The 12577-nt window shown below is 62.6% G+C and carries 11 protein-coding genes and 1 pseudogene; 3 read left to right on the top strand and 9 right to left on the bottom strand.

Annotated features, from left to right (window positions below):
* Positions 1-106: 106 nt before the first annotated feature.
* The 3 genes from AC0C6X_RS12285 to AC0C6X_RS12275 all read right to left on the bottom strand — a co-directional run bounded on the left by AC0C6X_RS12285 (position 107) and on the right by AC0C6X_RS12275 (position 2563).
* A complete protein-coding gene (locus AC0C6X_RS12285) occupies positions 107-1054 on the bottom strand; it encodes a glutaminase (protein WP_472953361.1) in 948 nt (315 codons plus the stop codon).
* A gap of 136 nt (positions 1055-1190) precedes the next feature.
* A complete protein-coding gene (gene rpsD, locus AC0C6X_RS12280; protein ID WP_173516625.1) occupies positions 1191-1808 on the bottom strand; it encodes a 30S ribosomal protein S4 in 618 nt (205 codons plus the stop codon).
* Positions 1809-2035: 227 nt separating this feature from the next.
* Positions 2036-2563, bottom strand: coding sequence for a MarR family winged helix-turn-helix transcriptional regulator (locus AC0C6X_RS12275; RefSeq protein WP_247958931.1), 528 nt, complete (start codon positions 2561-2563; stop codon positions 2036-2038).
* A 116-nt stretch (positions 2564-2679) separates the two neighbouring features.
* Here AC0C6X_RS12275 and AC0C6X_RS12270 point away from each other — a divergent pair, with 116 nt between their 5' ends.
* Positions 2680-3015, top strand: coding sequence for a cupin domain-containing protein (locus AC0C6X_RS12270; RefSeq protein WP_173516627.1), 336 nt, complete (start codon positions 2680-2682; stop codon positions 3013-3015).
* 80 nt (positions 3016-3095) lie between these two features.
* Here AC0C6X_RS12270 and AC0C6X_RS12265 read toward each other — a convergent pair whose 3' ends face one another.
* Positions 3096-4613, bottom strand: a complete 1518-nt coding sequence (locus AC0C6X_RS12265) for a helicase HerA domain-containing protein (protein WP_173516628.1) — start codon at positions 4611-4613, stop codon at positions 3096-3098.
* A 310-nt stretch (positions 4614-4923) separates the two neighbouring features.
* Here AC0C6X_RS12265 and AC0C6X_RS12260 point away from each other — a divergent pair, with 310 nt between their 5' ends.
* The gene (locus AC0C6X_RS12260; RefSeq protein WP_472953356.1) at positions 4924-5109 is read left to right on the top strand and encodes a hypothetical protein; all 186 of its coding nucleotides are present in this window, start codon (positions 4924-4926) and stop codon (positions 5107-5109) included.
* A gap of 36 nt (positions 5110-5145) precedes the next feature.
* Here the strand turns inward: AC0C6X_RS12260 and murI are convergent, their stop codons facing one another.
* The 3 genes from murI to AC0C6X_RS12245 all read right to left on the bottom strand — a co-directional run bounded on the left by murI (position 5146) and on the right by AC0C6X_RS12245 (position 8886).
* A complete protein-coding gene (gene murI / locus AC0C6X_RS12255; protein ID WP_173516630.1) occupies positions 5146-5991 on the bottom strand; it encodes a glutamate racemase in 846 nt (281 codons plus the stop codon).
* Positions 5978-6823 (bottom strand): RNA methyltransferase, encoded by an 846-nt coding sequence (locus AC0C6X_RS12250; RefSeq protein ID WP_247958928.1) that lies wholly within the window; start codon positions 6821-6823, stop codon positions 5978-5980. Before AC0C6X_RS12250 ends, murI begins: the two co-directional genes overlap by 14 nt.
* Positions 6824-6909: 86 nt before the next feature.
* The gene (locus tag AC0C6X_RS12245) at positions 6910-8886 is read right to left on the bottom strand and encodes an FUSC family protein (protein WP_472953354.1); all 1977 of its coding nucleotides are present in this window, start codon (positions 8884-8886) and stop codon (positions 6910-6912) included.
* A 277-nt stretch (positions 8887-9163) separates the two neighbouring features.
* Here AC0C6X_RS12245 and AC0C6X_RS12240 point away from each other — a divergent pair, with 277 nt between their 5' ends.
* The gene (locus AC0C6X_RS12240) at positions 9164-10378 is read left to right on the top strand and encodes an NADP-dependent isocitrate dehydrogenase (protein ID WP_247958926.1); all 1215 of its coding nucleotides are present in this window, start codon (positions 9164-9166) and stop codon (positions 10376-10378) included.
* 135 nt (positions 10379-10513) lie between these two features.
* Here AC0C6X_RS12240 and AC0C6X_RS12235 read toward each other — a convergent pair.
* Positions 10514-11508: pseudogene (locus tag AC0C6X_RS12235) on the bottom strand (carbon-nitrogen hydrolase family protein).
* 212 nt (positions 11509-11720) lie between these two features.
* Positions 11721-12569, bottom strand: a complete 849-nt coding sequence (locus AC0C6X_RS12230; RefSeq protein ID WP_472953351.1) for an AraC family transcriptional regulator — start codon at positions 12567-12569, stop codon at positions 11721-11723.
* Positions 12570-12577: the final 8 nt, after the last annotated feature.

Below are 12577 nucleotides of genomic sequence, written 5' to 3'. Positions count from 1 at the left end.
GCGCAACCGGCGCCCGGCAAATCTTGGGCCAGCACTTGCCCGCTCCGGCCGTCAAGATCAAGGGAAATCGGCCGGATGAAGGAGACTGACGGACACGGAGCTCGTTCTAGGGGCCGAACACCGACCAGCCGGTGCGCGCCGCGAGCATTTCGAGCGCCAGCGAGCCGAGCAGCGAATTGCCGTTTTCATTGAGCCCCGGCGACCAGACGGCAACGGACGCCTTGCCCGGTGCCACCGCCAGAATGCCGCCGCCGACGCCGCTCTTTCCGGGCAGGCCGACGCGGTAGGCAAAGTCGCCCGAGCCGTCATAGTGGCCGCAGGTGAGCATCAGCGCGTTGATGCGTCGTGCCCGCTGGCGCGAGACGACGTTGTGACCCGTCAGCGGATTGCTGCCGCCGGCGGCCAGGAACAGCCCGGCCTTGGCCAACTGGCTGCACGTCATCGAAAGCGCGCAATGGTGGAAGTAGACGCCGAGCACATGCTCTACCGGATGGTCGAGCCGGCCATAGGAACGCATGAAATTAGCAAGCGCGAAGTTCCTGTAGCCTGTGGCCGTCTCGGAACGCGCCACTTCGTGATCGATGACGATCTGGTCGTCGTCGGCAAGGTAGCGGATGAACTGCACGATCTCGCCGATCAGTTCCCGCGGCGTATGACCCGCGAGGATTAGGTCGCTGATGGTAATGGCACCGGCATTGATGAAGGGATTGCGCGGCTTTCCGCCCTCATGCTCGAGCTGGACGATCGAATTGAACGCCGAGCCGGACGGCTCGCGGCCGACACGGTGCCAGATGTTCTCACCGTGCTTGCCGAGTGCCAGCGTCAGCGTGAAGACCTTGGAGACGCTCTGGATCGAAAACGGCACTTCTGCGTCGCCGACCCGATGCACCTTGCCATCGGTCGTTACGATCGCCATGCCGAAATGTTTGGGGTCGACGCGAGCGAGCTGCGGGATGTAGTCGGCGACCTTGCCCTGGCCGAACCTCGGGCTCAGCTCCTGATGGATATCCTCGATGATCGCCTGCAGGTCTTGCGGAGCGTTCTGCTCGGGCATCGGCTTCCCTCTCACTCATCGCCTGTAGAAGGGATGAAATCGCGCCATGGACGGCAGCGCAATGGTGACCGCCGCCGACAAAAAAACCGCCCGTTTCCGGGCGGTTTTCGATACGTCACAAGGCGTAAGCCCCGGATTAACGCGAATAGAATTCGACGACCAGGTGCGGTTCCATGACGACCGGGTACGGAACGTCGGAGAGAACCGGAACGCGGACATAGGTCGCAACCATCTTGTTGTGGTCGACTTCGATGTAGTCCGGAACGTCGCGCTCAGCGAGCGAAACCGATTCCAGAACGGTTACGAGCTGCTTGGACTTTTCCTTGACTTCGATGACGTCGCCCGGCTTGCAGCGGTAGGAACCGATGTTGACGCGGACGCCGTTAACCTTGACGTGGCCGTGGTTGACGAACTGACGGGCAGCGAAGACCGTCGGAACGAACTTGGCGCGGTAGACGATCGCGTCGAGGCGCGACTCGAGCAGGCCGATCAGGTTTTCCGGGGTGTCGCCCTTGCGGCGGGCAGCTTCAGCGAAGATCGCGCGGAACTGCTTCTCGCGGATGTCGCCGTAGTAGCCCTTCAGCTTCTGCTTGGCGCGCAGCTGTACACCGAAGTCCGAGAGCTTGGACTTGCGGCGCTGGCCGTGCTGGCCCGGGCCGTATTCGCGGCGGTTCACCGGAGACTTCGGACGGCCCCAGATGTTTTCGCCCATACGGCGGTCAATTTTGTACTTGGACGATTCGCGCTTGCTCATCGCATTTCCTTTCAAACAGTTACACCGGCCTGTTTCCAAACCGGATCAAGGAAACACGCCCTCCTCTGAACCCATTTTCGGGGTTCTGACAGGTTTCTCACGATCACGCTGACGGAGAAGCCACGGGACATGTCAAATGAAACACCGGACATTTCTGCCCGGCGTTGGGGCGGCTTTAGTGGGTCCGGCCCCTCTTGTCAAACGAAATCGTGGCAATCGGCATCCATTCATGCCGGACCAACGGCGTCTGCCCGCTCCAGCGAGACGAGCAGTTTCCTGAGGAGCCCAGCCAATGCGGCGCGGTCCTCCTTGCTCAGCCCTTCGAGATACCGCGCTTCGCTGGCCATATCCGCACGAATCGCCGCTTCCGCAAGCGCCATTCCCTTCTCGGTCAGTCCGACGACGCTGCTGCGGCCATCGGATGCCGAGCGCTCGCGCACGATCAGCCCGGCCTTCTGCAGCCGGTCGAGCCGGTGCGTGAGCCCGCCCGACGAAATCATCAGAAACCTATAGAGATCGGTCGGCGTCAGCCGGTAGGGCGGACCGGATCGTCTCAGCGTCGAGATCACGTCGAACTCGCCGCGGTCGAGGCCGAAGGCGGCGAAGGTCTCCTCGATTGACGGACGTACGAGATTCGAAAGGCGGTAGGCCCGCCCCAGGATCGTCATCGGCTCGGTGTCGAGATCGGGCAATTCCCGCGCCCACTGCGCCTGCAAGCGGTCGACGTGGTCCCTCTCCGCTTCCTCATTCTGCATCGTTCACTCCGGGTCTCCCGATATATCTTGACGAGAAGATAGTTTTGAATAATATCTTCTCACGAAGATAAATCACGCCGCGCCTAAAGCCAACCGGACCGAAGATGGAGGCCAGAATGTTTCACGTCATTCCGCGTGCGGAGCAGAAGCAAAGCCCCAACCGAACGATCCTCTTCGAAGGCGGCCAATACGGTACGCCGATTACGCTCTTCCTGATGGATGCCGAGCCAGGCCAGGGACCGGCGCTTCATGTCCATCCTTACCCGGAGACCTGGATCATCCACTCTGGCGAGGCTGAGTTCACCGTCGGCAGACAGACCATCACGGGCAAGGCCGGCGACATCATCGTCGTAGCCCCGGAAACGCCGCACCGCTTCGTCAATACCGGCACCAGCCGGTTGCAGATGACCTGCATCCATGCGTCCGACCGGGTCATTCAAAGCTGGGTCTGACGCCGGCTACCCGAAGGGGTGCGGCGCCGCAGCCTGCGGCGCCAGTCTGAATAAGGAATATTCCCTCTTGCCAGGCGGGTCTACTCGGCAGCGGTCGCAGCTGGGTTTGCCATGTCGGGCCCGTTCGCGTCGCCCGGCGCGGTTTCGCTGCCGAGATCCGGAAAGGCGACGATCCGTTTGCCGGAAAAATCGGCATGGATGACGATCAGCCCATGCTCCTCGAAATAGCCGAGCAGACGCCGGGCGCGGCGGGCCGAATGCGTGCCATAGGCGCGCGCAATCATCGCGTCCGAAGGACACGGCAGGCCGCGGACAGCAGCCTGCGCCATCATCAGGAACACCGCCTGAAGATCTTCGGTCACACGATCGGCAAGCTGCAGCGCCTGCGCCCAGGTTTCGGTCGCTGCCGTCTCCGCGTCGACGCCCGAACGCGCGACCGCCATCTTGCGGCGGAAGGCACTGAGTGACAGGGCCGCACCCGATGGCAGGCGGCGTATGCGGCAACGCACCAGGAAATCCTGGAACAATTCCGCATCGGGCCGGAAGGCTGCCTCGGGATTGGCGAGGATTTCCGCAAACACGCTGTCGAGCAGGTTCTCTTTCTCTTCGGCGGTCATTTCCGGCTGGGCCGGCTTCGGCTCGATCGGGGCCGCCGCTTCCGGTCGCGGACGTGACAATTCGGCGAGGATGTCGGTCGTCGGACGCGGCGGAGCGACCGTGCGGCGCATGATCGGCCGCGTCAACTCGTCCGGATCCGGGGTGAAGATCAGGTCCTCGACGTCCTGCGGCGCCTCCGGCAGCGGCATGAGCTTCGGGCTTGTCGAACGGGCCGACGTCTCGACCGTACCGATCGTCACCTTGAGCGGGCGGCGCGACAGCGCAGGGCCGAGTGCGACGAAGGAGCCGCGCTTCAGGTCGCGGAACATTTCCGCCGTGCGCCGGTCCATGCCGAGCAGATCGGCTGCGCGCAGCATGTCGATGTCGAGGAAGGTACGGCCCATCAGGAAATTCGAGGCTTCCGCCGCGACGTTCTTGGCAAGCTTTGCCAGGCGCTGGGTGGCGATGACACCGGCAAGGCCGCGCTTGCGGCCGCGGCACATGAGGTTCGTCATGGCGCCGAGCGAGATCTTGCGCACCTCTTCCGTAACGTCGCCGGCGACCGACGGCGCAAACATCTGGGCCTCGTCGACGACGACGAGAACCGGATACCAATATTCGCGATCCGCATCGAACATGGCGTTGAGGAACACGCCGGCATTGCGCATCTGCTGCTCGATATCGAGACCTTCCAGCGACAGCACGCAGGAAACGCGGTGCTGGCGGATGCGGGTGGCAATGCCGATCAGTTCCGCATCGGTCCGCTCGCCCTCGACGACCACATGGCCGAACTTGTCGGCAAGCGTGACGAAATCGCCTTCCGGATCGATGATGCACTGCTGCACCCAGGGTGCCGATTGCTCCAGCAGCCGGCGCAGAAGGTGCGACTTGCCCGAACCGGAATTGCCCTGCACCAGGAGACGGGTGGCCAGAAGCTCCTCGATATCGAGCGAGGCCGAGGTCCCTTCGGACGTCGTTCCCATGTCGATGCCGACCTTCATTTCCACCTCTTCGCGCTACGCTCGCGCATTTCCGGACGCAAAATCGCTGCTCACTTTTGAAATGCTCTGGACTGATTCGCGGTCATATGGAGACCGCCGATCAGGCGACACCTAGCACGGTTTCCCGGAAAATCGTGCCGCCGACAAAAAAACCCACAGGGAATACGTACAGGAGCGTCACCCGGGAGAGAGCCGAATGCAGAACCCGATCGCCGCAAGACTGAATTGAGGCCGACCAAAGATCGTACTTTTACGAGCAAAGAGGGATGCCCATATGGTTTTGGGTCGAAGCGATTTGCCCGGGGCAGCAATGGAACATTACGAGACCGAACAGCAAATGGAGCTGAATAGTCTCGATCAGCGTATGCGCGATGCTTACAAGGAGACGCAACGGGTCGCCTCGAAAGGCGACGCGGCGCGCGCCAGCCGCCTGCGCTTTCTCGCCGCCTGCGTGTTGGCCGTTCTGATCGGCCTCTTGCTGGCGATCTACTTTTAGGGAGCGGGGCGGTCATACGAAGGCATCAAGAGCGCCCTAGCCGATCGCTTCTGCCTGTCCCACGCGCCCATCGGCGGTGGCATTAGGTGCCACCGTCAAACCGAAACCCTGCATCAGCCGTCGGGTGGCAAAATCCGGCTTACCCGAGGTGAAGATCGCCGGATCCTGCCCGTTCAGCGGCTCAAAACCGTTTGGCAGCGGCACCAGTGACCGCGCCCGCCGGGCAATGGCTTCCGCCGGGTCCAGCCAGTCGACCGGCCAGGGTGCAAGCCTGCGGAAGACGTTGGCCATGAAGGGATAGTGCGTGCAGGCGAGCACGACGATATCGGTCTTCTTGCTGTCCATCTCGACGAAGCACGGGGCGATTTCGGCAAGCACGGTCTCGTCGTCCAGCTTGTCGCCTCGGATATAGGCCTCTGCCATCTTGGCGAGGTTCTCCGAGCCGACGAGCCGCACATGGCACTGGCTGGCGAAGGACTGGATGAGATCGCGCGTATAGGCGCGCTTGACCGTGCCCGGCGTCGCCAGGACCGAAACGAGCCCGGAGCGCGTGCGCTCGGCCGCCGGCTTGATCGCAGGCACCGTCCCGACGAAGGTCATCTGCGGATAGGCTGCGCGCAGATCGGCGCCGACGAGCGTGAAGGCGGTGTTACAGGCGATCACGCAGATTTCCGGATCATGCTCGGAAAGCAGCCGGCCGAAGAGCGCGATCACCCTTTCCTTCAGCGCCGCCTCTTCCCAGCCGCCATAGGGAAAGCCGGCATCGTCGGCGACATAGATGAAATGCCGCTCGGGCATCAGCACCCTCGCCTCGCGCAGCACGGTCAAGCCGCCGATGCCGCTGTCGAAGACGAGGATGGGTTTCAGTTCACTCGCTGTCACCGTTGTCCCGCACTTTCCTGCCGTGCTCGCCCCTGCTGTGATCACTCGGAGCGCCGGAGCCGCGCGGATTTTCCCGCGTGAACCGGTCGAGCGAAGAAATGACGCCGCGCAGCACCTGGATTTCCGATTCGGTAAAGGATGGTCTGGTCAGAACGGCGCGCAGGTTCTCGACCAATTTCGGCTTTTTGTCGGCGGAGCGGAAATAGTTGCGCGCATCGAGTGCATCCTCGATATGGTCGAAGAGCCCCTGCAGATGCTCCTTGGTCGCCGGTCGCTGCTCGATCGCCTGGAACGAGGTCTGGTCCTCCGATTCCATGCCGGTCTTCATCCACTCGTAGGACATCAGCAGCACGGCCTGGGCGAGGTTGAGCGACGCGAAGGCCGGATTGACCGGAAAGGTCACGATCTCGTCGGCAAGCGCGACTTCCTCGTTGGTAAGTCCGGTACGCTCGCGCCCGAAGACGATCCCGATCTTTTCACCGCCGTTGAAGCGCTGGCGAAGCGTGCGCGCGGCAACGATCGGCGAGCGCACTGGCTTGTAGCCGTCGCGATCGCGGGCCGTGGTCGCATAGACGAAATTGAGGTCGGCGATCGCCTCCTCGAGCGAGCCGTAGAGCTTGGCCGCGTCGATGACGTGATCGGCGCGGCTCGCGGCAGAACGCGCCTTCTCGCTCGGCCAGCCGTCGCGCGGATTGACGAGCCGAAGCTCGGCCAAGCCGAAATTCGCCATCGCGCGGGCGACCATGCCGATGTTTTCGCCGAGCTGCGGATAGGCGAGAATGATGGCCGGTCCTTCCGCCAGAAGTTCGCGCTCGCTGTTCGTGCCTGCCATTTCCTTAGCCTTTTGCCTGTCGTTCGGCGCTTCCCTTGCACAAATGTCGGCGAAATTAAAGTCCGGCTTGGGTTTGGGCCATGCAGCTACAGGTGAAGACGGTTGAGAGAGATTCCAATCATCTCCAGGCCAAGCTCGGCGTCGTCCTTCGATATCGGCAGGTGACGATCGACCGGCGCGCCGATCCGGCCGACTTGATAGAAATAGGCCGAAGCCTTGTCGCGAACCGACTGGACGAGTTCGAGATTGGCGTCGATGTCGTCGTTGAAATCGCCCCCCTCCAGTTCGGCATCCGTGCCGACGCGCCGCGCGAAGACCCGTGCCCAATAGGTACAGGCCATGAAGATCGCCAGTGCCTGACGAACATGGCCAGGGCGGGTGACGAGTTGCCAGGGCAGCCCGAGCGGTTTTGCCGCCGCCGCCAGATCGCGATAGGCGCGATCGAGCGCCTGCGATCGGGTGATGAGCGCCAAGCCCGAAGCCCCGTCCCTCGCCGCCTGCAGCAGACCCGTCAGTTCGTCGCACCAGGCAGCGACGGCCGCATCGAGCGTGGTGCGGGTCCGGGTCGGAAACACGACGAAGGCAACGGCCGCACCGGCGATCGAGCCGATCATGGTTTCCTCGAGACGCAATTGCAGCAGATGCGGCGTCAGCACGCCCATGAGACTGTAGACCAGCGACAGCACGACGGAGATGAAGAGGGTCATCGTCGCATAGGACACGGCGAGGAAATAGAAGGCGAGAAAGACGCAGAGCGCGCTCAGCGGCAGCACCAGATAGATGTTGCCGCCGACCAGCGTGCCGACGACGATGCCGACCACGATGCCGAAGAGCGTGCCGGCAGAGCGCTGCAGGGCCTTCACCGCCGTATCGCCGCGCGAGCGCGTGTTCGTGAAGACCAGAAACGCCGCAAGCACCGCCCAGAACCAGCGCTCGCGCGATAGCATCAGCCCGAACACCATGGCGATGCCGGAGGCAAGGGTGATCTGGATCGCGGCCTTCAGCGCCGGTTCGGCAAGCGACGGTTTCCATCGGCTTGCCGCGCCACCTGATTGCGCCAGCGGCTCTTCGAGATCGGCCGGTGTCAGCTTCGCCAGACTGCGGGCGAGCCTCTGCCTGACATTCCGAAGCCAGAGCAGCGCCTTCACCGTTTCTTGGCGGCGCGGTGCGGCATCGCCAAGCCGGGCCATCTCCTCGTCGATCCTCTCGCCGTCGCGCGCGATCATCGCCTCCACCAACGCCGGCGGCGGCATCGACTGGAAGCTTAGGACGATGACGCTTTCGGCCGCGAGATGCAGATCGAAAAGATTGACGACGAGATCGGCGGACGCCACTCCGGGCTCGGGTTGCGGCCGTCGGTTCTCGGTCGGAATGAAGCTCTCGGCCATCAGCACGGCTTCCTTCAGCCGCTCTTCCGCCGTGTGCAGCCTCCGCCGATCGACCTCGGAAAGAACCGGCTTGCGGGCAATCTCCGCCAATTCGAGAAGCATGCGGTCGACACGACGCTGCACGCTCGCTGCAGCGCGCAGCAGGTCACGGTAGCGGTCGTCCGGCAGCAGCCGCGTGCGAACGAGATGCGCGACCGTCGCGGACACCGCCGCCCCAAAGAACAGTGCCGGCAACTGGCCCGCGGTCGGCTGGAGGTAGGCGCCGGTAAAGTAGGACATGAAAGCAAACATGCCGACGGCAAATCCGCGGGGACCGAAGGATCGGCCGTAGACGGCGAGAAAGATGATCAGCAGGAAGACGACGTCCGAGACGTAGCGATGATCTTCCAGGAGCGAGGCGAGCCCGACCATCGAAACACCGACGAGAACGGCGATGATGCGCGTGAGGCGCTGGCCGGCCACGGTGTGGTCGCGGACTGCCAGCCCGCCCTCGATGGAAAGCGATGCGGCAAGACCATAGGCCGCCGGCGGCAAGAGCGCGATCAGGTAATGGACCGCCATCAGGATCAGGACGGAAACGACGACCGTCGTGGTGATGCGGGAGGCCTGCCGCAGGCGGGAGAAAGCGGGATCGTTGGCAAGAAGCCAGTCACGCACGCGGGAGCGAAATGCCATCGGACGCCTATTGCTTGTTTGCGCTCGCCTCAAACGGGCGCCGCCTCGCCGGTTCCTTCCTGCATAACGACAGAAGCGATCTTTGCAAGGCCGATGGCGTCCTGGGCCGCCCTGCAAAGCGTTGCCGAACGCTCGGTCGACGCGAGCCTTCGCCTCGATCCAAAGTTTCAGCCAAGCATGCTTTGCCTTGCCGGTTCTGAGTGCTATAGGGCACAGGATTTTTCAGAGAGGAAGGGACATCGCTCCCGCTGTCCCGCATAAGCTACGAGGCATATTCATGGCAAAGATCAAGGTCGCCAATCCGGTCGTCGAGCTCGACGGCGATGAGATGACCCGCATCATCTGGCAGTTCATCAAGGACAAGCTGATCCATCCCTACCTCGACATCGATCTGGAATATTACGACCTCAGCGTCGAAAACCGCGATGCCACCGAAGACCAGGTGACGGTCGACGCCGCCAACGCGATCAAGAAGCATGGCGTCGGCGTCAAGTGCGCCACGATCACGCCGGATGAAGCCCGCGTCGAGGAATTCAAGCTGAAGAAGATGTGGAAGTCGCCGAACGGCACGATCCGCAACATCCTCGGCGGCGTCATCTTCCGCGAGCCGATCATCTGCAAAAACGTTCCGCGCCTGGTTCCGGGCTGGACCAAGCCGATCATCGTCGGCCGTCATGCCTTCGGCGACCAGTACCGCGCCACCGACTTCAAGTTCCCGGGCAAGGGCAAGCTGTCGATCAAGTTCGTCGGCGAAGACGGCCAGACGATCGAACACGACGTCTATGACGCCCCCGGCGCCGGCGTCGCGATGGCCATGTACAACCTCGACGAATCGATCACCGAATTCGCCCGCGCCTCGTTCAACTACGGCCTGCAGCGCAAGGTTCCGGTCTACCTCTCGACCAAGAACACCATCCTCAAGGCCTATGACGGCCGCTTCAAGGACATCTTCCAGAAGGTCTTCGAGGAAGAATTCGCCGAGAAGTTCAAGGCCGAAAAGCTGTGGTACGAACACCGCCTGATCGACGACATGGTTGCCTCGGCGCTGAAGTGGTCCGGCGGCTATGTCTGGGCGTGCAAGAACTACGACGGCGACGTCCAGTCGGATATCGTTGCCCAGGGCTTCGGCTCGCTCGGCCTGATGACCTCGGTTCTGATGACGCCGGACGGCAAGACGGTCGAAGCCGAAGCCGCCCACGGCACGGTCACCCGTCACTACCGCCAGCACCAGAAGGGTGAGGAAACCTCGACCAACTCGATCGCCTCGATCTTCGCCTGGACCCGTGGCCTCGCCCACCGCGCCAAGCTCGACGGCAATGCCGAACTCGCGAAGTTCGCCGATACGCTCGAGAAGGTCTGCGTCGACACCGTCGAAGCCGGTTTCATGACCAAGGACCTGGCACTGCTCATCGGTCCCGATCAGCCCTGGCTCTCGACCACCGGCTTCCTCGACAAGATCGACGAGAACCTGAAGAAGGCGATGGCCGCCTGATAAGGCGCCAGACCCGAAGGCAACGAAACCCGGCCTCGAGCCGGGTTTCTTTTTGGCTGATCGCAATTCCGAAGCCCCGATCACCGTTCCGCGGCCTGCGCTCGCATCCGCTAGAGCCGAGCTTCCCAGAATCGCCTAGAACATGTCACGGCTGTTGCTTCGCGGATCGTCGTCCACGATATGCGGAGCGTAGATTCCGTCTCAGGCCTGTCGACGCCATGGCCGGGCCGGATCGCCGGGATCGTTGCCGATATCGGCCACGACAATCGAAGGCCGTCTCCGGCGCATCGCGCGGCCCATTGGCCGTCGGGGGCAACGATACCCGAGGGAGCCGCGAGGCCCGGCTGTGCGAGAACGGCGAAACTCGCCCAATAGCAATTGCTCGACGCATGCCCTTGCACCTCGGCGGCAAAAGCCAGATCGATTGGCATAGGGCCGCCGGAAGTCGAGAACAGGACGCAATCGACATTCAGCCGCTCGTATTCGATGAAAAGCTCGGGAAAGTGGCACTCGATACCAAGCGTGCAGCCGAAGCGGACATCGTCGACGTCGAATGTCAGCGGGATCGATCCGGGCGTGTACATGAACGAGATCTTCGTGTTCGACAGCATGCGCTCGTCGTAGCGTGTTGCGACCGTTCCCTTGTCCGAGATTACATACAGGCTGTTGTGCGGGCGATGAGGTTCGGTGAGCGGATGTACTGACCCGAGGACTGTCCATAGGCCGAGTTCCCGCGCCAGCGTTCGCGTGGCATCAAGCTCCTCGCGCAGAACTGCCCAATCGAACCGGTGCCAATCGGATGGACCTATTTCGCGGGGACCGATAGCGGACATAATGCGCTTGTTCGGAAAACACGTCGCTCCCTCCGGGAAATGCACTACGCGGGCTCGTGCCCGATGCGCCTCCTGCATCAGGTTCCGGATTTTTTCTCCGGCAAGCCGAAGTGCTGCCGCGTCGCGGGGGTCGTCGAAATAGCCGGATTGCGCCACGGCCAAGCGCAGCGACTTTGATTGACGAGGCGCGCCACGCGCCTTCGCATCGCGAAGATGCATGAGCGCGGTCGTATAGGATTCGCCGGTCTTGGCGGCGCGGGCGCGAACGCGCCGTTTGAAATTTCGGTTTTCAGTCATAGCGAAGGCCTTTCGCGTCTCGGGCAAGTTCCCCAGCAACCGGACCCGAAACGGTGGGACCGAGGTTTGCAGACCCGAGACTGAAGTCCCTTTGCCCCCCGTGAAAGGACCGTGCTGGGGACGATCTTTGGAGGTTCGGCGCAGGCCACGCCGAACCAAAGGTGCCGCTGAGCCGCCGATTCGTCAATTCCAACGCGGCGACCCGACGCCTGTCATTTCAACGGCAGATAGATCTCGCTCAACAGTTCCGTCGGCGGAACCTCGCGGGGATTGTTGAGATATTTCTCGAACATCAGGCTGTCGCGGATCTCACGGCCGGATTGCGGCAGCCAGGTACCGTAGAGCCATTGATAGGCCTTCGGCATATCCGCATAGGGGCCTTTGTGGCGCAGTACCGCGTAGTGGCCGCCGTCGATGTGCTGTCGTGTCAATGGAGCGTCAGTCGGCATCTGTTCACGCGCACTAACGCAGGCGAAGGAGCGCAGATTCTCGACTGGCACCAGTTCCGGATCGTCGAGATAAATGCCGATCATTTCCATGTCCGGCCGGAACAATTGCCGTGAAAATAGGGTGCCGTAAAGCGTCTCAAACGCTCGCCCGATTTCCATATAGGAGCCGCTATGGGCGACGCCGACGAGGTCGATGGCTTCGACATCCCTGAGGGTGACTTCATACATATCCGTAATTCCTTCCGTTGAGTCGGTTTCAAAGGCCACATGGCTTCCCTCCTTGCGATAGCGCGCCGGCGGCAGCCCATAGGACGCCTTGAACGTGCGGTTAAAGGACTGCAGATTGGGATAGCCAGAGCGCTGCGCGATCGTTTCGACAGGAAGATCGGACTGGGCAAGGTCGGCCGCGGCCCGCTGCAGCCGCAACCGCTTCACCGTGGCCGCCAGCGTCTCACCGTGAACGGCCCGGTAAATCCGGTGCCAATGGTGCGGCGACAGGCAGGCGATCTCGGAAAGACGATCGAGATCGAGATCGCCGTCGAGATGTGCGTAAATATAGGCCGAGACGCGGTGGAGCCGCGCCTCGTAGATTGCCCATGTATCGTCACCCATGTCGTGCT

Source organism: Ensifer sp. VA4 (genome assembly GCF_055710065.1).
Note: the sequence above shows the minus strand (reverse complement) of the source record. Positions and strands in the feature narration are given on the sequence as shown.